Genomic DNA, 21,522 nt, shown 5'->3' on the forward strand with positions numbered 1-21,522 from the left:
TCGCCCCCCATACGGGGGCGTGGATTGAAACCAGTGGATCGAGTTTGATTTGCCTGGCTTGGCAGTCGCCCCCCATACGGGGGCGTGGATTGAAACACCCCGCATGTAAAGGAGGCCCTGGCCTACCCCGGTCGCCCCCCATACGGGGGCGTGGATTGAAGCTTACGGAAAGAAGAAGAGCTCCCGGCCTCCGCTCAGGCCGTAGCGCCCGGCACCGGTTAACGGGAGCGGCCGACCGGCACCATTGATGGTCAATAATTACGCAATTAGAAAGGAAAATCAAGTGGCGGATGCTGCTATAAAGGTAAAAACAAAAGACAAGGAGATTAAAGGAGGCCCTGCTGGAAACTCTACTCTCCCGCGACCCTGACGAACAGAAAGGGCCACAAAGTGCTCATACGGCAAAGGCTCACAGGGGGTCTCACGGGCAGCATAAACGGAAGGGCCGAAAAGGACAGCCCCTTCGTACCAGGCCGTGGATCAAGGCCTCTCCCCGTCTCCAGCCTCTAGTTTCTAGTTTATAGGTGCCGTGCAAAGGCCAGCAGGTTCCGGTTGATCCGGAGACGGTAATCGGACTGATACAACTCGTTCCCTCTGCGGCGAAACGGGATGTAGACCAACAGGTAGCTCTGGGGGATTATTTGGATCCCGGAAAGCATCGGATACATAGTTTTCGCGGGTTTCAAGAAATCCGCAAGGGTCATCTTCAAACCTTCCACCGCCTCCCGGATGGAAAGCGTTACGGGGTGGAGACGGCCCTCAGGAAACCCGGAGGAAAATTTTTCCCGAGGCTGACCGAGCGTGAGGTGGGAGGAAAATCGAAGCAGGTCCAGAGGCCTTACCTTGAAGGCCGGGAACCAGAACCGGAAGGGAATCTCCGCCCATTCGGGCCGAGGGGCCTTGGGAAGGTTGGCCGCCTTTACCAGATCTGCATATGAAGCAAGCTGAATTCCCCTGACTTCAGCGTTGATACGGTAAAAGGGAAGATAGGAGACCTCCCCTCCTTCCACGGGGAGATGAACGGCCTTCACCCCTTGAAACGTTCCTTTGCCTGCCTGCCAGGCTGATTTGCAGTTTCGGCACACCAGGATCAGGGAGTCCCGATCTCCTTCCAGATCCCAGCCACAGACCGGACAGAGGGCTGGAACAAACCGAATCCGCCATCCGGGAGGCGGCCCCTTCAACAATTCCTTGTCAAAATCCTCAGGCGGATCTTGTACCAAAGGCCGATTCAGGACCCCGTCATAGATCCGGGAATCGACATAGAAAGGGGCATAGATCTGGCTCAGGCTTTCGCCGATAAAGCTCTGGAGAAAAAGGGGGGTTGGGAGGGATTCCCTGGTCTGTCGCTCTATGAAATCGATGAAATCCTCGTGGGACAGACGGGATTTCAGGAAAACACCTCCTGTATCGGAGGCAAGGAACCGGAGTTTAAGGGTCTGGGTCCTGAGCCCGAGGGAGGGGGGAAAGAAGGGGCTCGGCAGGGCAAGACGGCTGATATCAATGATTCGGTGACGAATCCCTTCATTGAGGCAGGAAAAGGCCATGCCCTTGAACCGCCAGTACGGCACGTAGAGCAATTCCTTTCCCTCCGGGACCCTGTGTGGAAGCACATAGCGGAACACGTCCCGGCTCACCAGGAAAGATTTGACCCGGCAAAACCCGCAGGTCAGGAGGCGGTCCGTCTCCTGGAGGATGACCGGAGCCCCGCACTGGGGGCATTGATGTTCGATCTGGAATCCAGTTGGGTTCATACGGGTCAGGAAGAGTCACGCCCGGCCTTTTGGTCCCGGCCAAGAATGCCCGAAGACAAAGACGGGCCACCGTGAGGGTTACAGCCTCTCTCCGCACTGGTTGCAGAAATGGGCACCCCTCAGGTTTTCGCTCCCGCACTTGGGGCAATTAACGGTGCCCGGCGTGTCTTCGACCGGCTTGCCGCAGCGGGGGCAGAACCTGGCGTTCGGAGTCAGGTTCTTCCCGCAACTCGCGCACTTTTTGAAGACCAGGAGCTGGTGCCCGCAACTGGGGCAGAATCTGGCATCCACGGGAACGGGATGCTTGCAATCGGGGCAAAGAGAGCCAGGTGTTTCATCGCCGCCGTTCGGGGTGTGCGGTCTGGCCCCGGCAAAGTACTGGGCGAACATGGCCGGCATCATGAGGCCCATGCCCAGACCCATGCCCTGGCCGGATTCACTCCCCGCTTCCGAGGCCTTCTCCATGGCCATGGCCGCCTTCATCTGCATGAGCTTGTTCATGTCCTTGAAAACCCCCATGCGGGCCCGGTCGTCGATGGCCGCCTGCACTTCCGGAGGAGGGGTAATGGCGTTCACATACAGGCCGCTCAAGGCCAGCCCGAAGCGGCTGAAATCCTCTTGAAGTCGCTTGGCGAGGCCTTCGGACAACTCATCATACTTGGCGGGAAGATCGAGGATGGAATCCATGGTCTCCCCCATGTAATCGTTGAATCGCGAGACGATCACCCGGTTCAGGTATCCCTCGACGGCCTCCGTGCTCATCATGCCCTGGGTCCCCACCAGGCTGTTTATGAAGAGAACGGGCTGTACCACCTGGACGTTGAAGACACCAAAGGCCCGCAACCGGATCAGACCCAACTCCGAGTCTTTGAAGGCCACGGGATCCCGCGTACCCCACTTGAGATTGGTGAAGATCTTCAGGTTGACGAAATAGACCTCAGCCCTCAGGGGGCTTGAAAGTCCCCAGGGGATACTGGCGATCTTGGTAAGTATCGGGATGTTTGCCGTCTTGAGGGTATGCCGGCCCGGCCCGAAGGCCTCAACGGCCCTTCCCTGGTAGAAAAAGACCCCGGCCTGGCTCTCCCGGACGGTCAATTGGGCCCCGTATTTGATCTCTCCGGAACCTCCCTCAGGTATCCGGTGAACCAGTTCCCTGCCCGTCTCGTCGAACCACTCAATAACCTCCAGAAAGACCACGTTGTTTGTTCCCATGCCGGCCCTCCATTGTTTTTGCACCGATTATTTCCCATATCTATCGGAAAAGATGACCTTCAACGTTAATCCCCATAGTGAAGGTGTCGAGCGATGGAACCTGTTTTATGTATGCACCCTGAATCCTCTGCCCCTCGAACTCGTCAAATCGAGGAATTCACAATGATGTCTTTGGCTGAAGGCAGGGATTTTCTTCCGATCCCTTGAGCGGCACGGCAAATAGCCGGTTGATTTGCCTGGGACCTTCGTTTACCATTGAATCCTGGTGGGGGAAATTGATGGAGAGTCCTGAATGAATATTTACAAGCGGATAAAGGATTCCCTCGTTCACGAGGCGGACAAGATCCGTGTAGATGAGGTCCGCATCGGACTGGGGTATACGGCTGTTTTGCTTGAGGACGGCCGCGCCGGCGTGGCCCTGACCTTTCATGAAGGGCCGAGAAGGGGATGCACGGTATTCAAGGGACATTATCCTCTAGCCGGCGGGAGTGCCTCAGAACTGCTCGACTTTTTAGACTCGGGGGACACGGTGGAAGCGGCGGTTGGCCTGGCCACCGCCAATGCCCTGAGTAATACTCCGAAGGAGAATCTCCACGAAGGAGATATCCTGGAAATTCTTCCCCTCCGTTCCGATGACCAGGTCGGGATGGTGGGCTTTTTCGCCCCCATCCTTCCAAAACTCAAAAAGAGGACATCCTCCATCTTCATTTTCGAGAAGATCCCGGAGAAGCAGGGAGACATTTTACCCGAACAGGAGGCCTACCGGTTGCTTCCTCGATGCCAGGTGGCGTTGATCACTTCCACCACCCTCCTCAATCATACTCTCGAACGCCTCCTTGAGGCCGCCTCCCCCTGCCGCGAGGTGGTCCTCCTCGGTGCCTCTACACCTTTGCTTCCGGAGACCTTCCGGGAGACGCCCGTCACCCGACTCTCCGGAGTCATCGTGACCAACCCCGGGGAAATCCTCAGGATCGTGAGCGAAGGGCGCGGCATGCGTTACTTCAAGGGCCATGTAAAAAAGGTGAACCTGGATTTGAAGAGACAAGAGGCATATTGACCTCCGGTTGAATCCTTTCACCTTGAACAGCGTTTTTGACAGGAAGGCACCTCTTTGGTATCTTCACATCCTACATTTGCGGGAGGCCGAAAAGGACAGAATGGCGCAATTCGTCTTCATCAATGACAGAAACAGGGAAAGGTACCTGAAAATCATCGCACCCGCCGGGAAATTCCTGGCCCGTATGGGGATTCACCCCAATGTCCTTTCCTTTGCAGGCCTCGTGTTCAGTGCCCTTGCAGGGCTCCTGTACAGTACGGGCGCTTTCTTCTGGGCGGCCTGGGTGGTTGTCCTTGCGGGTGTTTGCGACAGCCTGGACGGCCTCATCGCCAGGCAGACCCAAAAGACCAGCACGTTTGGGGCCTTTTTTGACAGCACCCTGGACCGATACGGGGACATGTTCCTTTTGCTGGGCCTGGCTTACCACTTTGCCGGAGGCATTCCCTTCTTCTTCCCAGGGATGCCCCGGGTATTGGGAGGGGAGGCCAGCCCCTGGACGGTCATGGTCATCTTCCTGGCCCTTACGGGGTCCTTCATGGTAAGCTACGCCAGGGCCCGAGCCGAGGGACTGGGAATCCCATGTAAAGAAGGGATGATGCAGAGACCGGAAAGGATCACCCTCCTGATCATAGGATCCCTCCTTGGCGCCATCCCCCAAGTCGGTCCCTGGTTGCTCAAATTCGTGCTGCTGCTCCTGGCCGTTTCAACCAACCTGACAGCCGTTTACCGCATCATCCACGTGAGGAATCGTATCCTTAAAGGAAACCCCTGAACATGAAAGAACAGATCCTGTGTCCCCACTGCGGAAAAGTGGTGGAAAGATACCGCAATCCGGTTCCCACCGTCGACATCATCATCGAGGTGGAGGGAGGGATAGTCCTCGTGGAACGGAAAAACCCGCCCCATGGTTGGGCCCTTCCCGGCGGGTTCGTGGATTACGGGGAAAGCTGTGAGGCGGCTGCGGTCCGGGAGGCCAGAGAGGAGACCTCCCTGGAGGTGCAACTCGTATACCAACTCGGAACTTATTCTGATCCAGCCAGGGATCCCCGCCACCACACCATCACCACCGTTTTTGTGGCCAGGGCCGATGGACGGCCCGTTGCCCGGGATGACGCGGCCGGCACCGGGGTATTCACCCGAGACACCATCCCTGGGCCCCTCGCCTTTGATCACGAAAGGATTCTTCAGGACTATTTCAAGGCATGTCCATCCAGAAAATAAAACGGATCATCAAAACCGGCCTGCTACTTTTCCTGCTATTCCTCTCCTGTATCCTCTTCTTAAACCTCCTTGTCCAGCGGCCCGGGTTTCAGGCCTATTTTATAAAAAAGCTTTCGGAAACCGCCCCCTTCACGATCCGCACCTCCAGGATCGAAATGAACTTTTGGAAGGGTTTCGGACTCCTGGTCCACGACCTTGAGGCCCGATCAAAAAGCGGCCTGGGGTCCATCCGGGCCCCCAGAGTCAGGATCATCATGGACCTGGGCCGGCTCCTCAAAGGAGATATAACACCCGCCGGAGTTCACCTGGAGCGTCCCGTTATATACCTTGACCTCCAGGCCCCGAAGGGCAAGAAATCTTCCCTTGCCCCTCCCTCGCCTTCTGTCGGCCTTACCGTTGCCTGGCCCAGGGGCCTTAAAACCCTGTCGGTCAGTGATGCTGAAATCCACTTTAAACAGAGCCCCTTCACACTCACCCATCTCCAGGGCCACGCATCCATGGAAGACCCGTCCTTCCCGGCCCGGATCAAAACAGGAGGACACAGTGACCTGGAACAGAATGGCAGGAAGGCCCGTATCCGATGGAAAGGTGAAATCACACAAAATCCGAACAAGCCGACCCGCCCGGAGATCCAACTGAGCGTCAGCGCCGAGAAGATCCCGTTACCCTGGATTCCTCATCCAAAGAAACTCTCCTTGAAGGACGGCCGCGCGGGAGTAAAAGCCGAGTTGAGATTCCGCCCGGATGGGTCCCTCTCGGTTAAGGGGCAGGCGTTCCTGGAAAGGCCCCGCTTCGACCTCCTCAGTGGAAGTGACTCCAAGACCTACCTATTCCCCCGGGTCTCCCTGGACTTTCGTTCCGTCATCATGGGATCCAAGATCACGGTTCCCGATATTAAGCTGGAGATCGGGGGGACATCCTTTTCCCTGAATCTCGAATTAGACCTCGAAAACCCGCAGGACCCCTCCATACTGCTTGAAGCCGAAAGCGCCCCGATGGATCTTTCTGTTTCCAAGATCTTGTACCCCTCTCCCTTGCTGCCCGGATGGATCCAAACCCATCTCTTCCCCATGCTGAAGGATGGAAAGGTCCAGCTCGCCCGGTTGGCGCTAAAGGGCCCTATCTCCCGGCTCGGGCACTTGGGGACCCCGGCCGATTCCGAGGCCTTCTCCCTTCGATTGCTTTGCCGGGATTTCAAGGTTTCCGGCAAGGAAACGACCGTCCCCTTTGAAAATGTCTCCGCGGATGTAATTTACGAGAAGGGGGATTTCCGGATTTCCCGATTGAAGGCCACCTTCGGGAAATCCGTCATCCGGGAGGCCGCTCTCCTTGTTCGAAGGGTAACCGACAAAAACCCGGCCTATGATGTGCACATTGACGGCACCTTTGATCTTCCAGGGCTCATGGACCTTAAAGGCCTGTCCGTGCTGGGGTCCGAGATCCCCGGGAACCTCGACCGGCTGGGTATAAGGGCGGGCCGGGTGGAGTGCCGCGCTGATTTCCGTTATGAGAAGGGTTGGCCCTACCCCCGGCCGGCGAAAGGAGAGTTCGTTTTCAGGGACGTCCTGATCCGTCAGGAACGCCTGGGGCTCCCCCTGAGCCTCGACATGATCTCCTTTTCTCTTGGCGGAGATGGCGAGAATCGTTTCAAGGGCTCCGGCTCCCTGGGAAAAACCACCTTCCACGCCTTGGGACTTCTCGGGGGTGCGGCCGATGGCTTTCCTTTGCAGTGGGCCAACCTCTCGGCCGAGGTCGATACCGGAGAAGTGCTTCCCCTCTTGTTTTCCCAACCCAACCCGCCCCTCACTTTCAGCCGGCCTGTATCCTGCCGATGGATCCTTGAACGCGACAGGGGCGGTTGGTCCTGCAATGGTAAAATCGCCCTAGAGGGCATGCGCATCAAGATCGGGGAATTGATCCTGGATCCCCCTGAAAAGGAAGGGGAAATTTCCGTTGACCTGAACTCCAGGCCCGGGGGTTGGATTGAGCTGAAATCCCTCCGTTACACCCCGGGACAATCCTCCCTGACCTTTTCAGGAAACTATAACACCCGTACCCGGGAGCTTTCTCCCATTCGGGCGGTCTTTCCCCGTCTCTCCCTTGCCGAAGCGGGGCTCAGGTACGGCCCGGGGCGAGACATGATCCGGGGAATCCTGAAGGGGTCCCTGGAGATCCGTTTCCGTCCCGGGCAATTTTCACTTGAGGAAATTTACGGAGAGATCCGAGGAATGGATCTCTCCTTTCCCGCTCCCTGGGCTTCCTCCTCCGTAAAAGACTGCAGCTTTGAAGGGGGCTTTTCCGGGAAAAAAATAACCTTGAACTCAGGGACCATAAGGATCGGAAACAGATCTTTTTCCGTCCGCGGTGCTCTTACGGGCTGGAAGGGTCTTCAGGGAGAACTCACCATCCATTCCGACTTCCTGGATACGGCCGATTTTTCCCCTCCCAAGGATAGCCGGCCGGGTACGACTCCGGACACTCAGCCCGGCGATTTCCTGGGAAGAACGGACATCCGAATGGAGATCACCGTGAACCGCGGCCGGTGGAAGTCCTTGGACTGGGGGCCTCTCAAAGCCACACTCTGCTACCAGGGCGGTGACCTGTATCTGCGCCGCGCCCGCCTCAGACTCCCCCATGGACTCCTTGACGCCACCGGGCGATACTGGAGGGGAGCGAGGCCGGAGATACTACTTTCGACCCATATCCAGCTAAAAGATCAACCCCTGAAAACCCTTCTTACCAGCCTGGGTATCCGGGACACCCAGATCGAGGGCGACCTTACCTTCCGGGCACTTCTGAGCTTTAAGGGAAGATCCAGGGAAGAATTCATATCCAGCCTTGAAGGGGGCGGCGACTTCCTGCTAGAGAAGGGAGTAATCCGGAAATCCAACGTGCTCATCAAGGTTCTGAATCTCCTGAGCATTCAGAAAATCTTCAAAAAAAGGCCTCCTGATCTCTCAAAAGAAGGTTTCTACTACGAGAGCATCCGGGCCAATGCGGTCCTCAACAAGGGTATCCTCCACACCCGGGACCTCCTCATGAAGAGTCCGGTAATGAACGCGGTCGCCACCGGGGACCTGAATCTGGCCCGAAGGACCTTTGACCTGGAAATGGGGATAAGACCCTTGGAGACCGTGGACACCGTGGTAAGCAAGATCCCTCTCCTGGGCTACATCGTTACGGGGCCCGACAAATCCTTCCTGACATACTTTTTCAAGGTCAGGGGCCCCTGGAAAGACCCCCGGGTTGAATATCTGCCTTTCAAACACATGGGGAAAGGGGTCGCAGATGCATTCAAACGCCTGTTTTCCACACCCGGGCGCATTTACAAGGATCTTTCAGGTGAAGGAAACGGCTCCGGGAAAGGCGAATAAAGATGCCGGACAAAACTGGAATCTATATCCCATGGAGGTGCTTGATCAGCCCGTGAAACCATGCTACATTCGCCGCTCAACCTGGGGTGCGAACCCGGGAAAAAAGACTAACCCCACCAGGACAAAACCGGGGATGACGCCGTTGATAAAGTATTCCCCGGGCCTTGGGGGATGAGAGGGATATTCATCATGTCGAAGCAAGAACTCGTAGAGATCTTCAAGACACGAACCAGGCACCCTTTCCGGCCGAGATCCTCGGACATCATCGAAAGGATCTTTCCCGATTTCAAGCCATACCCCTCTTCGGACAAGTCCCTGATTGCGGGACAATGTGAATTCCTGGACAAGCGTCTTTTCATCATAGGCCAACAAAAGCCCAAACCCGAAGACCTGAAAAGCAGGGAAGACCTCCAGACCCTCAACTACGGGATGTTGACCTCCGATGGACATTCCCAGATTCTCAGCATTCTGAAGGAGGCCCAGGCCTCCGAAAGGGAAAAGACTTTTATCTTCACCCTGGTGGATACTTACGGCGCGGACATCTCCATGTATTCCGCACAGCGCTTCCAGGCCTTTTTCATCGCCCATCTTATTCGAGAATTCCTGACCATACCCCTTCGAACCATTTCCCTGGTGCTGGGCGAAGGGGGCAGCGGCGGAGCGCTTGCCATCCAGGTGACGGATATTCGGGGCCAATTGGATGACGCTCTTTATGCCACCGCTCCTCCTGAAAGTATGGCCTCCATCATCTTCAGGGACGCCAGCCGCGTGGGAGACGCCTTGACAATCCTGAAACCGACGGCCAAAGAGCTGAAAAGCCTCGGGGTGATCGACCGAATCGTACCCTCCCCGAAGGATGTAACAAACGCCGATGAGATGGCCGAAAACATCAAGCAGTTCCTGACAAAATCCATCAAGGAACTCTCCCGGGCAAAAATAAAGAAACTGATAAGAAAACGCTGCAACCGAGCAAAAAAATACGGGGTCTCCAAACAAAGCGGTAAATTTTACGATATCAAGCGATACATCGAGAAGCCCATCAAACGAGCCTTTTACAAGGCTCCTCCGGACATCAAGATCGTGAATTACTCAAGTCTTACTGAAGTCGCGGACGATTACGGGAAGGTCCACACCAAAGAAACCACCAAGGAATTCATTGTCTGCGGTGCAGTGAACGGCCAGGAGAAACGGGTGAAAGGATGCGGGAAACTGATCCCCCTGAACACCTTCCTGGAGAATTACCATGTCTGCCCGGAATGCGGTTACTCTTACACCCTCGGCGCAACGGGATGGATCGATTGTCTGGCGGATCCGGGAAGCTTCCATGAACTCTACAGGAACCTCACCGTTGATCAACTCCTGGAAGAAGACGCAATCACGAGTTATTACCGTGAGTTCCTGGCGCGCCAGGTGGGAAGGTCCCACTTCAAGGAATCCCTGGTCGTGGGAAGCGCCAGGATTCACAATTTTCCGGTTGTCATGGCCATCGGGGAATTTTATTACTGCGGGGGTTCCATGGGAGTGGTCTTCGGAGAAAAGTTCAGAAGGGCCGTGGACTATGCAATTCAGGAGAACCTGCCTTTCATCAGCCTCTGCTGCTCAGGAGGAGCCCGTCTCTATGAGGGAATCTCGGGCCTCATGCAGATGGTCAAAACCATAGAATCCGTGATCCGGCTTAAACGCCAGGGGCTGCTTTATTTGTCCATCCTTACAGATCCCTCCACCGGCGGGGCCATCGCCAGCTACGCGGCCCTGGGGGATATCACCATTGCGGAGCCGGGGGCTCTGGTGATATTCGCTGGTCCCAGGGTCATGAAATCGCGCGGTTTCGAGGTGGACGAAAAGCTGGTTCGTTCCTCCTCCCTGTATCAGATATCCTCGGGCATTTACGACCAGGTCGATTATTACCACGGGATCAGGGGCATACAAGAGATTTGCGAGCGGAAACACATGAAGATGACCGTGGCCAAATACCTGGAGCTGTACTCACGCCTGAATCACCGCCCCAGGAGAAGAGCCCGGAAAAAAACGAGGAAGTCATTTATTTTCTAGGGACCGTCCCTCTTCTTGAAAAGTCGACAGATACTCCCTCAGGCCCGGCTTGAGATAGATTTCGCTGAGGTCAAACCGATTCAAGGCCTTGGCCAGGGTCTTGATCTTGTCCCGGGTGTTGGCCTTGGAATGGATGATGAGGAGCCAGTTCCCCTTTATCCGGCAAAGCCCTCCCGGATAGAACCGGCCGTCCTTTTTGATAATCTCGTAACGGATCTCGATCGAAAGAGCGCGTGCAACCTCCTCCAATTGACCCAGCAACGCATTTTCTTCCAAAGAAAACCCTCCACCAACACAAAATCAAGCCTTCTCACCTGGAGCGGATTCCCTTTCCCCAGGGCGAAGTGATTGCACGGGTATTGAACCCAGATCATGCATGACAAATTTTGAAAGAAGCTATTTATTCAATGATTATAGACTATTGAACGCTTCTCAAAGGTCTCGCCTTGTATCTTCGGCAAACTTGGCAATTGCATAATCCGGGTTAAAAGATATGAACATCTTTCCGTTCAGGGAACGGTTAAGCAGCCCCTTTACCGAATCCGCTTACCGCAAGAGGGGCAATAGTTGAAGGAAGAATCCAATTTCCCCCCGCAAGAGGGGCATTCATCCTTTTTGCTGACTGATCCCGCGCTCCATTCCCTCCCGGGTTCCCGGGGGATGTTCCCGCACCGGTTGCAAGCCAGAAAGGGAACACCCCTTTTTACCGGGAAGAGGGGAATGAAAAACAGGGAAAGGTAATGGTCAACCCTTCTAAGACGTGCCCCAAAGAGCCCACAAGAGGGGCACATCATGGGTTGGTCGTCAAGATCGACCGTTTTAGGCTGAATACCGGCAATGAAAAAAAACACCTTCCTCCCCTCCTCATACCCGGAATAGAAACTCAACTTCCGAATCGAAACACCTGGGACAGGCGGCGTTGATAGACTGTAAAGGAGCCAAATTTTCTCATTTTTTATTCATTTGTCAACAGATGGTTTCCATCTCGAACCACCTATCCATGGTCATTGCGTTTTTCCAAACATCAGGATCTTCCGGGAAAACCGGAACAATATTTGTGTGAGACATTTGCCGGAACCCACCGACGAGAATAAAACCATAGACGAGATCGCCTTCCAGACCAACCTGCTTGCATTGAATGCCGCTGTAGAGGCCGCCAGGGCCGGAGAGGCGGGAAGCGGTTTCGCAGTTGTAGCCGATGAGGTCAGAAATCTTGCGATGCGGGCCGCCGAAGCCGCCCAAAACACGGCCGCCTTGATCCAAGAAACGGCGAACAAGGTCAAGGAAGGATCGGATCTTGTCATCACCGCCAGTGAAGCTTTTGGATCTGTAACGACTACGACGAGCAAGGCAGGAGAGTTGGTCAGTGAAATTGCAGAGGCTTCCAATGAACAGGCCCATGGTATCGTGCAAATCAATCAGGCCGTGGGAGAAGTGGACGAGATCGTCAATCAAAACGTCGTCAAGGTTCAACAGCTGGCTTCAACATCCGAGGAAATCAACTGTCAGGCCGACCGCCTTGACTCCTTCATCGAGGAGTTGCTTGCTCTTGTCGGGGATCACATCAATGCGGAAAGCCATATCTCAGACACATCCGGTACTCCTTTAAAATCGCTGCCGGAAAAAATCTTTCCATCCACAAAAACCGGAGCATCGAAGTCAGGGCCTGACGCAACTTCAGCCTGCCCCCATGAAACATGCGATGCCTTGGAATTGAACTGATGCATTTCCTTGCCAACTTTCGCCTTTTTTGAATCCGGTCGAATGTGATATATTTTCATCTGGTTTGAAAAAATTCCCTCGCACCCCAAGCGTGATTGAAAGGGTGACAACGGGGGATCCACCTCCATGCTTCATTAAACACCATGAGGGAATGCCGTGGACAAGACAGGTATCGTCAGGGATGAAAGATTCATGAAACATGTCATGGGCCTCTACCACCCGGAATCTCCCGAGCGCCTGGAGGCTATCTACGCCATGCTCGATGAATCGGACATGACAGGAATCTGGACGGAGATCCCCGCATCTCCGGTTGAAAGGGAAGACCTCCTTCGTATCCATTCTCCTGAATACGTAAACCGCCTGGCCGATACCCGTGGAAAGGAACACACCTACCTGGACCCGGACACCTCCACCTCGGCGGATTCCTATGATGCGGCCCTCCTTGCGGCAGGAGGCCTGTGTAACGCCATCTCCGCGGTCCATTCGGGGGCATTGAGCAACGCCTTCGCCCTGGTGCGGCCTCCCGGTCATCATGCCGAAAGGAGCCGGGCCATGGGCTTCTGCCTTTTCAATAATGTCGCCGTGGGAGCCCGATATGCCCAGGATCGACTGGGGGTGAAACGTGTGCTCATCGTAGACTGGGACCTGCATCACGGCAACGGGACCCAGCACTCCTTTGAGGAAGATCCCACCATTCTTTACTTTTCCACCCACCAGTACCCTTACTATCCCGGAACCGGTGCCATGGAAGAGACCGGCAGGGGAATGGGGGAGGGATTCACCGTGAATGTCCCTCTTCCCGGGGGTTGCGGCGACCCGGAATACATTGCCGTTTTCAAAAAGATCCTCCGCCCTGTTGCCCTTGAATTCGCCCCTGATTTTATTCTCGTTTCCGCTGGTTTCGACTGCTATATCGCAGATCCTCTGGGGGCCATGAAGGTATCTTCCGAAGGTTTCGCAGCCCTCACCCGCATTCTCATGGAAATCGCGGAAGATTGCTGCCAGGGGCGAATCGTCCTGACCCTGGAGGGAGGATACGACGTCCATGGCCAGGCGGCATCGGTCAAGGAGGTGCTAAAGGTATTGGCCGGACAGTCCGATAGGAGCATAGAGGAACTGTCGGCCGAATCCGGGGGCCGGGCCCTTGATCCCTTGATCGAAAGAGTGAAAGGGATACAACAACCTTACTGGAAAAACCTCTAGCGGCAGGTCGTTGGAAAACCTCTTCACTTACGCGGAGTTGTCTTTCTCCAGTGGGAGGACCTCTCGGGAATCAGCGAATCGATGAAAGCGTAACAAATCCGGTAAATTGCAAGTCATGACAAACAGGGGCCGCTATGGGAAATACGGTGAGACCAAGCGTCTCAACCGTCTCCGCCAGGGTGGTAAAAGGATCTTTTTCCCAACCATGAAGAGTCCGCCCGGCATGGGTACAGAAGAGATGCGGATCGGGAAGGATCAGGCAGGGAAATCCCGGATCCGGGTCCGCCGGGCGCGTCACAGGGAACGGAGATTCATCACCGAGTTGAGCCGTGAGGCGTTCTCTCTTTATGGTCCCTATGAAGAGACCGTCACCCACTGGTTCGATTCGGGGCGGGCGATGGCCTTTGTGGCCCTGTTGCGGGGAAAACCGGTGGGTTTTGTGATGTCGGGCCCCCTTTCCGTCGAAGAGGGTCCTGTGGAGCGTTTCGAGATCCTAGCCATCGCGGTGAGGCCAGAAAACCGGCGCCGGGGTATAGGGGAAGCGCTTCTGGAAAAAACGGAAAAGGAGGCCCGGCGGCTTCACATACCGAGGGTTTATCTCCATACCGCCGCCGAAAACATTCCAGCCCAGGAACTGTTCCTGAAACACGGGTTCCGGCCCCTTTCGAGAAAGAAAAATTTTTATCCTAAGGGGCAAGATGCTCTCACTTTCGTAAAGGACTTGATCGGCCGATAGGGAAAACGTGGGGTTATCCTTTCAAAGTGGAACGGGTTTCCAAAGCCCCATGTTGAACCAAGGATACGATGCCTTTTCGGGAGGGAAAAAATGGCTCAGATAGATGCCTTTTTCAAGCTGATGAACGAACAAGGTGCCTCAGACCTCCATCTCGTCTCAGGGCAGCAACCCGTCCTGAGAATAGGGGGCGAACTGGAAAGGGTCAAATTCAAGCCCCTGGACAACGACACTCTGAAATCCATGCTTTATGAGATCACCCCCGAGCCCAAGATCAAAGAATTCGAGGAGACGGGGGATGTGGATTTTGCTTACGAGATCCCGGGGCTCGCCCGATACAGGGCCAACTTTTTCCAGCAGAAATACGGCATAGGAGCGGTCTTCCGGGAGATTCCCTCAACGATCCTGACCTGCGAACAATTGGGGCTTCCCCCCGTGGTTAAACGCCTTGCCACCCTGCCCAGGGGTTTGGTCCTCGTAACCGGTCCGACAGGCAGCGGGAAATCCACGACCCTCGCGGCCATCATCCATGAGGCCAACATCACCCGAAAAGAACACATCCTGACCATCGAAGACCCGATCGAATTCGTTCATAAAAGCGAGAAGGCCGTGGTCAACCATCGGGAAGTCGGAATACACACACGCTCCTTCGCCGCAGCCCTGAGAGGGGCCCTTCGGGAAGACCCGGACATCATCATGGTGGGGGAAATGAGGGATCTGGAGACCATCTCCCTGGCCATCGAGGCCTCGGCCACAGGACATCTGGTTTTCGGCACCCTGCATACCACCAGCGCCGCCAAGACCGTTGACCGGATAATCGAGGTGTTTCCCGTAAACCAACAAGAACAGATCCGAAACACCCTTGCCGACGGTCTCAGGGCTGTGGTGGCCCAGACCCTGTTCAAGCGCATCGACAAGAAAGGCCGGGTGGCGGCCCTCGAAATCATGATCGCCAACCCAGCCGTTCGAAACCTCATTCGGGAGGGGAAGACCTTCCAGATCCCCTCCATGATCCAAACCGGGAAAAAGTACGGAATGCAGACCCTGGACGATGCCATCATGGAACTTCTCCAGAAAAAAATCATCTCCCCGGACGATGCCTACAGCAAATGCGTTGAGAAGAGCAAGTTTTTACCCTTTTTGAAGAACCCGCCCGCCGACTTCACGGAAATCTAAGGGGGATTCTGTAACGGAAAAGGATTCCTTTTTTCGATAGGAGGCATCCAAAAATGAGACAACAACAGATCGATCATATACTGACGGCCATGTTGGAATCCTATGACAATGTCTCAGATCTCAACATCACGGTCGACAAGCCCTTCCAGGTGGAATCCGCCGGGGAGCTGAAACCGGTCTCCCTTAACCCTCCCATCGAGAGGCTGACCCCCTTCCAGGCGGAGATCTTCGCCCTCAACCTGATCAACGGGGATCGGAGATTGACCCGGAATCTCCTCAGGGAAGGTTCCTGCGACACCTCTTACCAGTTGGCGGGCAAGGCCCGGTTCAGGGTGAACATTTTTTCCCAGAAAGGGTATTACTCCACTGTAATGAGGCAGTTGGCCACCCGGGTGCCTACTATCGAGGAACTGAAACTGCCGGGGGCCTTCCGCAAGATGGCCCAGGAACGAAACGGGATCATTCTGGTTACGGGGGCCACCGGAACAGGGAAATCGACCTCGCTGGCCGCCGTCCTGAACCTTATAAACGAGACGAAGTCGGTTCACGTGGTCACCCTGGAAGACCCCGTAGAATACGTACACTCTCAGAAAAAGGCCACTTTCAACCAGAGAGAGCTGGGGGTGGATTTCGATTCCTTTGCCTCGGGTCTCCGTGCCGCCTTGCGGCAGGCGCCCAAGGTGATCCTCGTGGGGGAGATGCGGGACAGGGAGACCGTCGAGATCGGGCTCTCAGCCGCCGAAACCGGGCACCTCGTCCTGAGCACCTTGCACACGGTGGATGCGGGCCAGACCGTCAACCGGATCGTAGGCATGTTCGAACAGGAAGAGGAAAAACAGATCCGGATCCGCCTGGCGGATACCATCCGCTGGATCGCCTGCCAGAGGCTGCTCCCCAAAGTGGGAGGAGGGCGCATCGCGGCCTTCGAAATCCTGGGGACCAGCCTCAGGGTCAAGGACACCATCCTGAACGGAGAATCCGAGGGAAAGACCTTTTACGAGATCATAGAACAGAGCCGCCCCTTCGGCATGATGACCTTTGACCAATGTATCGCGGATCTTTACAAAGAGGGACTGATCACCGAGGAGACGGCCATAAGCTACGCTTCCCGAAGGGCCGTGGTGGGCCGCGCCATCGACGCCATCAAGGCTGCCAGGGGTGAAAAAACGACGAGCATCGAGGGCCTGGCCATCGACAAAGAGTACGGGAAGAAAGACCGGCCCTGAAATCCAGATTTTGAGGAGACTGTCCCATGGAGGTGACCTGCGAACACTGCGGGGTGAAAATCAAGGTGCCCGATGAGAAGATCCCCCGGGACAAACGGATTAAATTGACCTGTCCCAAGTGCGGGCAAAAGTTTCCCCTTCCTTCCCCGAGAGGACCGCAACTGGACGATCTTTCACAAGGTGGACAAGGGGCGGACAGGGAGCCTGATTCTTATGGATACAGGGACTATGCGGAGGACGAGGAACTCGTCTTCTTCGAAGAAGGAACCCTGTTGGCCCTGGTCCTGGAGAACAACCCCGAGCATCTGGAAAAGATCACCGGGGCCTTGAAGGAATTAGGATATCAATGTATTCCAGCGCCCGACACCCGTGATGCAACGGGGAAAATGCGGTTCCACCGGTTTGATCTCGTGATACTCTCAGACGGATTCGACGGCCAGACGCTGGAAAGGAGTCCCGTGCTGAACTACCTTAACCGGATGTCCATGTCGGTCCGCCGCCGGATGTTCGTGGCCCTCCTGGGAGACCGCTTCAAGACCATGGACCACATGATGGCCTTCGCCATGAGCGCCAACGTGGTGATCAACAAGAAAGACCTGGAAAGGCTGACCCTCGTCCTCAAAAAGGCGGTCTCGGAAAACGACAAATTCTACAAGATTTTCATGGACGAGCTGAGGGAACTGGGGAAAATCTAAGGGAACCCCTTACCGGACTCCCACCGGGTCAAGCCGGGAAGGCAGGATCAGGGCCCCCTGGACGGACTCGAGCAGTCGCCCCCAGATCTTCCTGACCTCTTCGATCCGATCCGGATCTCCGAGGGCCCACACCGAACCCCCGCCCCCTGCCCCGGCGAAACGCGCCCCGCAACCCGCCCTTTCAGCGGAAGTGATCAACTCTTCGGTCAAGGGAATCAAGGCCCCGGGAGTAATCTTCCTCCGCACGGCCATTTCTTCCCTGAGGAGGTGCTCAGCCTCCTCCCAATCCTCCCTCTTGAGGGCACTGGCGAACCCGGTGACGATCCGGTTGGCCCGGATCCATCCTTCCCGGGTGGCACCCGTGAAAAAGTCGTGGATCCATCCCTTATTGATACGTGAGGAAACATGGCCCTTTCCGCTGTAAGCTACCAGGATTCTGCGGGAAAGGGAAACCAGGCCTTTTCGATCGAGCAGGGATTCCCTCCAGAGAGGCCTCGCCGGGTCCCCGTATCGCCACCTCCAGCAATGCACCCCCCCGTATACGGCCGCCGCCTGGTCCTGGAGTCCGCATTTTCCCGGGCTCACGGCGTCTTCGAGTTGGTACCCGAGATGTAGGATCTCCCTGGGGGCCCTGGCCTTTTTTCCCTCGAACCGGACAGAGGCCTTGTCCAGGGCTTTCAAAAGGGCCACCAGGGCCGTGCTGGAGCCTCCCAAGGCGGATTTCACCGGTACGGCTGCCTCGATCCGGACATCCAGGCCGTGGAACCCAAAGTGGGATACGGCGGCAAAAAAGATTCCGAAGGGAGAATGAAAAGGGAGTTTCTCGAAAGGAGCGGTCTCCACCCGGCTGAAACCTTTTGAAGCGATCCGCACCCACCCTTCCTGAAAGGGGCGCAACGATACCCTGGTCCGCAATCCCAAGGCCATATTGACCGTTACAGGGCCTTCCCCTTCCAGGGGGAGGGCAAGGCTCTTGATGTCCCAGGTGCCGCCTGCGTCGATGCGGCAGGGGGCTGAGGCCTCCAGAAATTGTTCTTCCAGTATCCCTTTTATGGAGAGCGGCTTCATGGGTCCTCGAAAACCCCAACGTCTCAAATTTTAGGGCAGCTTCTAAAGGGGCGGGCTCCACTTGTTGGTTGCACCGTCGTAAGACCAGCAGTCGTTGAGGGCCTTTCTGGTGGTATACTGCGGGTTGGCCGCCCAGGTAAGCATCTGTTGGTGGGCCTCGTTGAGTTTCTTGAATTTTTCGGCATCTCCCCCCATATCGGGATGATGCACCTTAGCGAGCCTCTTGTAGGCCGCCTTGATCCTCTCCACCTGACCCCCGGCGTAAAGCTCCTCCATCTTGATGTGAAGCCGTTCCAACGCCCGTTTTTCCCGTTTCGAAAAACGGGGCCGAACCCTTCGGCAGGGCTTGATGGATTCAGGAGGCAAATCCTTTTGGTGGTTCTTGTTCAGGAGAAAGAGGGAAGCATAGCTCTTGGAGTTCCTGTTCTCAATAATCTGATACCACTCCTCGCTCGCTTCAAGGATGAGCCGCTTCAGGTCGTCGGCGGGCTTCTTTCCGGAAGTGCGTGCCAGGAGGAACCTGGAAATGGCACCGGACCAAACGGGCAGGACATCCAGGATCACGTGATGGCGGTCAAAGGAGAAAGCCGCATACCGGGCGTTGAACACCCTGAGCAATCCTTTGGAAAGGGACAGGACCCAGAGCATCTGCTGGCGACACTCATCGGAACAGTATCGCCTTCGGCCTTTCAGGTCCTCCGTGCCGCAGGCGAGGCACCGCCTGGTCCTGGACGGACGCGATGAGGGGGTTATGGCGGTCAGACTTTTCATGATATCCACGGGGCCCCGCAAGGGGGAGCAACGGGGATTTTCCATTCCTCCTTGAAAAAAACTTCTCCCGAAATCAGGGAACAATCCATGATTTTAAGGGAGCGGATTCAAACTATAGCCTGAAACGGCCCAATAATCAAGGCGCAGGGCTCACAATCTTCCCATGATCCCGGCTTCCGCCCTGCCCCGGTGCCCCGCCGGGCTGCCCTCTTTCCTGAATCCTTTATTGACCTTGAGGGAGGGTTCTTTTATACTCCCACCCTTAAACAAGGTCCAAAGATCCGTTCTTCCCTCTCTGCCTGTTTATCAGGAAGGGGACGGCGGTGTTACACTCCCTCCCCGGCATAGACCGGGGAACAAGGAAAGGTCAATATGGGTAGGATAAGCCGATTACTGGTCGCGGTCTCCTTCTGCTTCTCTCTTTACTCCGCAGGTTGCACTCCAACCAGGACTCAAGTGGTCACGCAGCCCGTTACGAAAAGTGTACCCGAAGAACGAGAATCCAAACCTTCCGCCCCTCTTCCTCCCCAAAAACATGAAACCAAGCCGTTGCCTCGCCCGGCGGAAAACGAAACAAAAGAAAAAGAACAGGCTCATCCACCCGAAAAAGAAGAAAAATCTTGCGAAATCTATCCGGTACACGCGCCCGTTACCCTGACGAATCAGGAATTGCTGGATTCCGCGCTGGAGTATTGCCAGGCATCCAATGATTTCTGGGAGCGCGGAGACCTGGACAACGCCCTGGATGCCCTGGACAAGGCCTATTCCTTGATCTTGAAGGTAAACACCGATGACGATCCTGAGGCCCTTCAACAGAAGGAAGACCTGCGTTTCACCATTTCCAAGCGGATCATCGAAGTTTACAGCTCCCGGTTCACGGTCGCCAACGGGCTCCACAAGGCCATTCCCCTTGTTATGAACAAGCACGTGAAGCGGGCCATCAATTCCTTCAAGGGGAGGGAGAAAAAATTCTTCCTGGATGCCTACCGCCGCTCCGGGAGGTACCGCCCGGCCATTGTCAAGGCATTAAGGGAGGCCGGACTCCCTGAGGAACTCTCTTGGCTGCCCCTGATCGAAAGCGGATTCAAGGTGAGGGCCATGTCACGGGCCCGGGCCCTGGGGATATGGCAGTTCATCGCCTCGACCGGTTACAAGTACGGGTTGAAACGGAACTCCTGGATCGATGAAAGGATGGACCCTGAAAAATCCACACAGGCCGCCATCGCATATCTCAAGGAACTGCATCAGATCTTCGGGGACTGGACAACAGTCCTGGCCGCTTACAATTGCGGCGAAGGAACGGTGTTAAAAAAGATTCGATCCCAGCGGATCAATTACCTGGACCACTTCTGGGACCTGTATGAAAAGCTTCCCAGGGAGACGGCCTCTTACGTGCCCAGGTTCATGGCCGTGCTCCACATCCTGAATAATCCCGCTGCGTATGGTTTCAACCTCCCTCCCCTCGATCAACCTATTGAAACTGAAAAGGTTACCATCGACAAGCAGGTACACCTGCGGACCATTGCGAAACGCCTTGGGATAAACTATCGACTATTGAAAGAGCTTAACGCAGAGCTTCGCAGGGAGCTCACACCGAACTCTGCTTACGAGCTCAAGGTCCCCAAGGGCAAGGGGGACGTGCTCCTCGCCGAACTCCAGGACATCCCGGCCTGGCGCCCCCCTCAGCCCAGATACCTTATCCATCGCGTGCGGAGCGGAGATACCCTCTCAGGGATCGCGAAGCGGTACGGCTCCTCGGTTCGTTCCATCATGGCCGCCAACGGATTAAAAAGCAGGAGCTATCTGAAGGTGGGATGGAGGCTGAAAATCCCGACCGGGAAAGGCGGATACATCTCATCGCGAAAGGGGACCCGGGCCTATATCCTCAAGCCCGGGGAACGCCTCGTAAAATACAAGGTCAGGCGGGGGGACTCCCTTTGGACCATCGCCCGCCGGTACAACACAACCACCAGGGCCATTCAGTCCATCAACCAACTCCGGGGCACCCGGTTGAAAACCGGACAGATTCTCCTGATTCCAAAACCCACACCCGCAGGTCCCCCACCCTCGACCAGGCAGTATACCGTGCGGCCCGGGGATTCCCCTTACCTCATTGCCAGACGGTACGGGATGGATCTTGCAGCCTTTCTGAAGCTGAACAACCTGACTCCCCGGAGCACTATTTTCCCTGGACAGGTGCTCCGGATCCGGGAATAATGACAATCCGGTGTTCATCCATAAAGCAGGCAATTTTGTTC

General features: G+C 55.8%; 17 protein-coding genes, 1 pseudogene and 1 CRISPR repeat array. Of the genes and pseudogenes, 12 read left to right on the forward strand and 6 right to left on the reverse strand.

The window, feature by feature from the left end; all coding sequences use genetic code 11:
• Window positions 1-162: a CRISPR direct-repeat array (repeat unit 29 nt; unit sequence TCGCCCCCCATACGGGGGCGTGGATTGAA).
• A gap of 356 nt (window positions 163-518) precedes the next feature.
• Window positions 519-1,754, reverse strand: coding sequence for a hypothetical protein (locus JRF57_04525; protein MBW2302960.1), 1,236 nt, complete (start codon window positions 1,752-1,754; stop codon window positions 519-521).
• A 78-nt stretch (window positions 1,755-1,832) separates the two neighbouring features.
• Complete coding sequence (locus tag JRF57_04530; protein ID MBW2302961.1) at window positions 1,833-2,966, reverse strand: SPFH domain-containing protein; 1,134 nt, start codon at window positions 2,964-2,966, stop codon at window positions 1,833-1,835.
• A 292-nt stretch (window positions 2,967-3,258) separates the two neighbouring features.
• Between JRF57_04530 and JRF57_04535 the strand changes: the two genes are divergently transcribed.
• From JRF57_04535 to JRF57_04555, 5 genes are all read left to right on the forward strand, one after another.
• Window positions 3,259-4,023: a DUF364 domain-containing protein gene (locus tag JRF57_04535; protein ID MBW2302962.1), complete on the forward strand. Its 765-nt coding sequence runs from the start codon at window positions 3,259-3,261 to the stop codon at window positions 4,021-4,023.
• A gap of 100 nt (window positions 4,024-4,123) precedes the next feature.
• Complete coding sequence (locus tag JRF57_04540) at window positions 4,124-4,795, forward strand: CDP-alcohol phosphatidyltransferase family protein (protein MBW2302963.1); 672 nt, start codon at window positions 4,124-4,126, stop codon at window positions 4,793-4,795.
• A 2-nt stretch (window positions 4,796-4,797) separates the two neighbouring features.
• A complete protein-coding gene (locus JRF57_04545) occupies window positions 4,798-5,244 on the forward strand; it encodes an NUDIX hydrolase (GenBank protein MBW2302964.1) in 447 nt (148 codons plus the stop codon).
• Window positions 5,226-8,618 carry an AsmA-like C-terminal domain-containing protein gene (locus tag JRF57_04550; protein ID MBW2302965.1) on the forward strand — a complete coding sequence of 1,131 codons (3,393 nt, stop codon included), beginning with the start codon at window positions 5,226-5,228 and terminating at the stop codon, window positions 8,616-8,618. Before JRF57_04545 ends, JRF57_04550 begins: the two co-directional genes overlap by 19 nt.
• 189 nt (window positions 8,619-8,807) lie before the next feature.
• Window positions 8,808-10,670: an acetyl-CoA carboxylase carboxyl transferase subunit alpha/beta gene (locus JRF57_04555; protein ID MBW2302966.1), complete on the forward strand. Its 1,863-nt coding sequence runs from the start codon at window positions 8,808-8,810 to the stop codon at window positions 10,668-10,670.
• Here JRF57_04555 and JRF57_04560 read toward each other — a convergent pair.
• Together JRF57_04560 and JRF57_04565 are read right to left on the reverse strand one after the other, a co-directional pair.
• Complete coding sequence (locus JRF57_04560) at window positions 10,656-10,946, reverse strand: hypothetical protein (protein MBW2302967.1); 291 nt, start codon at window positions 10,944-10,946, stop codon at window positions 10,656-10,658. The two genes, JRF57_04555 and JRF57_04560, sit on opposite strands and share 15 nt — an antisense overlap.
• A gap of 257 nt (window positions 10,947-11,203) precedes the next feature.
• On the reverse strand, window positions 11,204-11,521 hold the full coding sequence (locus JRF57_04565) for a zinc ribbon domain-containing protein (GenBank protein ID MBW2302968.1): 318 nt from the start codon (window positions 11,519-11,521) through the stop codon (window positions 11,204-11,206).
• Window positions 11,522-11,777: 256 nt separating this feature from the next.
• Here JRF57_04565 and JRF57_04570 point away from each other — a divergent pair.
• From JRF57_04570 to JRF57_04595, 6 genes and pseudogenes are all read left to right on the forward strand, one after another.
• Window positions 11,778-11,912, forward strand: a pseudogene (locus JRF57_04570) (hypothetical protein).
• Between the two features lie 636 nt (window positions 11,913-12,548).
• Window positions 12,549-13,595: a histone deacetylase gene (locus JRF57_04575; GenBank protein ID MBW2302969.1), complete on the forward strand. Its 1,047-nt coding sequence runs from the start codon at window positions 12,549-12,551 to the stop codon at window positions 13,593-13,595.
• 115 nt (window positions 13,596-13,710) lie between these two features.
• Window positions 13,711-14,331 (forward strand): GNAT family N-acetyltransferase, encoded by a 621-nt coding sequence (locus JRF57_04580; GenBank protein MBW2302970.1) that lies wholly within the window; start codon window positions 13,711-13,713, stop codon window positions 14,329-14,331.
• A 90-nt stretch (window positions 14,332-14,421) separates the two neighbouring features.
• Complete coding sequence (locus JRF57_04585) at window positions 14,422-15,504, forward strand: type IV pilus twitching motility protein PilT (protein ID MBW2302971.1); 1,083 nt, start codon at window positions 14,422-14,424, stop codon at window positions 15,502-15,504.
• Between the two features lie 53 nt (window positions 15,505-15,557).
• Entirely contained in the window at window positions 15,558-16,730 is a 1,173-nt protein-coding gene (locus JRF57_04590) for a PilT/PilU family type 4a pilus ATPase (GenBank protein ID MBW2302972.1), read from the forward strand.
• A 26-nt stretch (window positions 16,731-16,756) separates the two neighbouring features.
• Window positions 16,757-17,425 (forward strand): zinc-ribbon domain-containing protein, encoded by a 669-nt coding sequence (locus JRF57_04595; protein ID MBW2302973.1) that lies wholly within the window; start codon window positions 16,757-16,759, stop codon window positions 17,423-17,425.
• 9 nt (window positions 17,426-17,434) lie between these two features.
• On the opposite strand, the gene JRF57_04600 is transcribed toward JRF57_04595, so the two are convergent.
• Together JRF57_04600 and JRF57_04605 are read right to left on the reverse strand one after the other, a co-directional pair.
• The gene (locus JRF57_04600; GenBank protein ID MBW2302974.1) at window positions 17,435-18,493 is read right to left on the reverse strand and encodes a hypothetical protein; all 1,059 of its coding nucleotides are present in this window, start codon (window positions 18,491-18,493) and stop codon (window positions 17,435-17,437) included.
• Window positions 18,494-18,535: 42 nt separating this feature from the next.
• Entirely contained in the window at window positions 18,536-19,309 is a 774-nt protein-coding gene (locus tag JRF57_04605) for a DnaJ domain-containing protein (protein ID MBW2302975.1), read from the reverse strand.
• A 327-nt stretch (window positions 19,310-19,636) separates the two neighbouring features.
• On the opposite strand from JRF57_04605, the gene JRF57_04610 reads away from it, so the two are divergent.
• Window positions 19,637-21,481, forward strand: coding sequence for a LysM peptidoglycan-binding domain-containing protein (locus tag JRF57_04610; GenBank protein MBW2302976.1), 1,845 nt, complete (start codon window positions 19,637-19,639; stop codon window positions 21,479-21,481).
• The last annotated feature ends 41 nt before the right edge of the window (window positions 21,482-21,522 follow it).

This window comes from Deltaproteobacteria bacterium, from assembly GCA_019310525.1.
GTDB lineage: Bacteria > Desulfobacterota > DSM-4660 > Desulfatiglandales > HGW-15 > JAFDEE01.

Bases quoted from the DNA above. Each gene is read 5' to 3' on its own strand.
- JRF57_04535 (MBW2302962.1), top strand. From the start codon at position 3,259: ATGAATATTTACAAGCGGATAAAGGATTCCCTCGTTCACGAGGCGGAC.
- JRF57_04590 (MBW2302972.1), top strand. From the start codon at position 15,558: ATGAGACAACAACAGATCGATCATATACTGACGGCCATGTTGGAATCC.
- JRF57_04580 (MBW2302970.1), top strand. From the start codon at position 13,711: ATGACAAACAGGGGCCGCTATGGGAAATACGGTGAGACCAAGCGTCTC.
- JRF57_04600 (MBW2302974.1), bottom strand. From the start codon at position 18,493: ATGAAGCCGCTCTCCATAAAAGGGATACTGGAAGAACAATTTCTGGAG.
- JRF57_04540 (MBW2302963.1), top strand. From the start codon at position 4,124: ATGGCGCAATTCGTCTTCATCAATGACAGAAACAGGGAAAGGTACCTG.
- JRF57_04610 (MBW2302976.1), top strand. From the start codon at position 19,637: ATGGGTAGGATAAGCCGATTACTGGTCGCGGTCTCCTTCTGCTTCTCT.
- JRF57_04585 (MBW2302971.1), top strand. From the start codon at position 14,422: ATGGCTCAGATAGATGCCTTTTTCAAGCTGATGAACGAACAAGGTGCC.
- JRF57_04555 (MBW2302966.1), top strand. From the start codon at position 8,808: ATGTCGAAGCAAGAACTCGTAGAGATCTTCAAGACACGAACCAGGCAC.
- JRF57_04605 (MBW2302975.1), bottom strand. From the start codon at position 19,309: ATGGAAAATCCCCGTTGCTCCCCCTTGCGGGGCCCCGTGGATATCATG.
- JRF57_04550 (MBW2302965.1), top strand. From the start codon at position 5,226: ATGTCCATCCAGAAAATAAAACGGATCATCAAAACCGGCCTGCTACTT.
- JRF57_04545 (MBW2302964.1), top strand. From the start codon at position 4,798: ATGAAAGAACAGATCCTGTGTCCCCACTGCGGAAAAGTGGTGGAAAGA.
- JRF57_04525 (MBW2302960.1), bottom strand. From the start codon at position 1,754: ATGAACCCAACTGGATTCCAGATCGAACATCAATGCCCCCAGTGCGGG.
- JRF57_04530 (MBW2302961.1), bottom strand. From the start codon at position 2,966: ATGGGAACAAACAACGTGGTCTTTCTGGAGGTTATTGAGTGGTTCGAC.
- JRF57_04595 (MBW2302973.1), top strand. From the start codon at position 16,757: ATGGAGGTGACCTGCGAACACTGCGGGGTGAAAATCAAGGTGCCCGAT.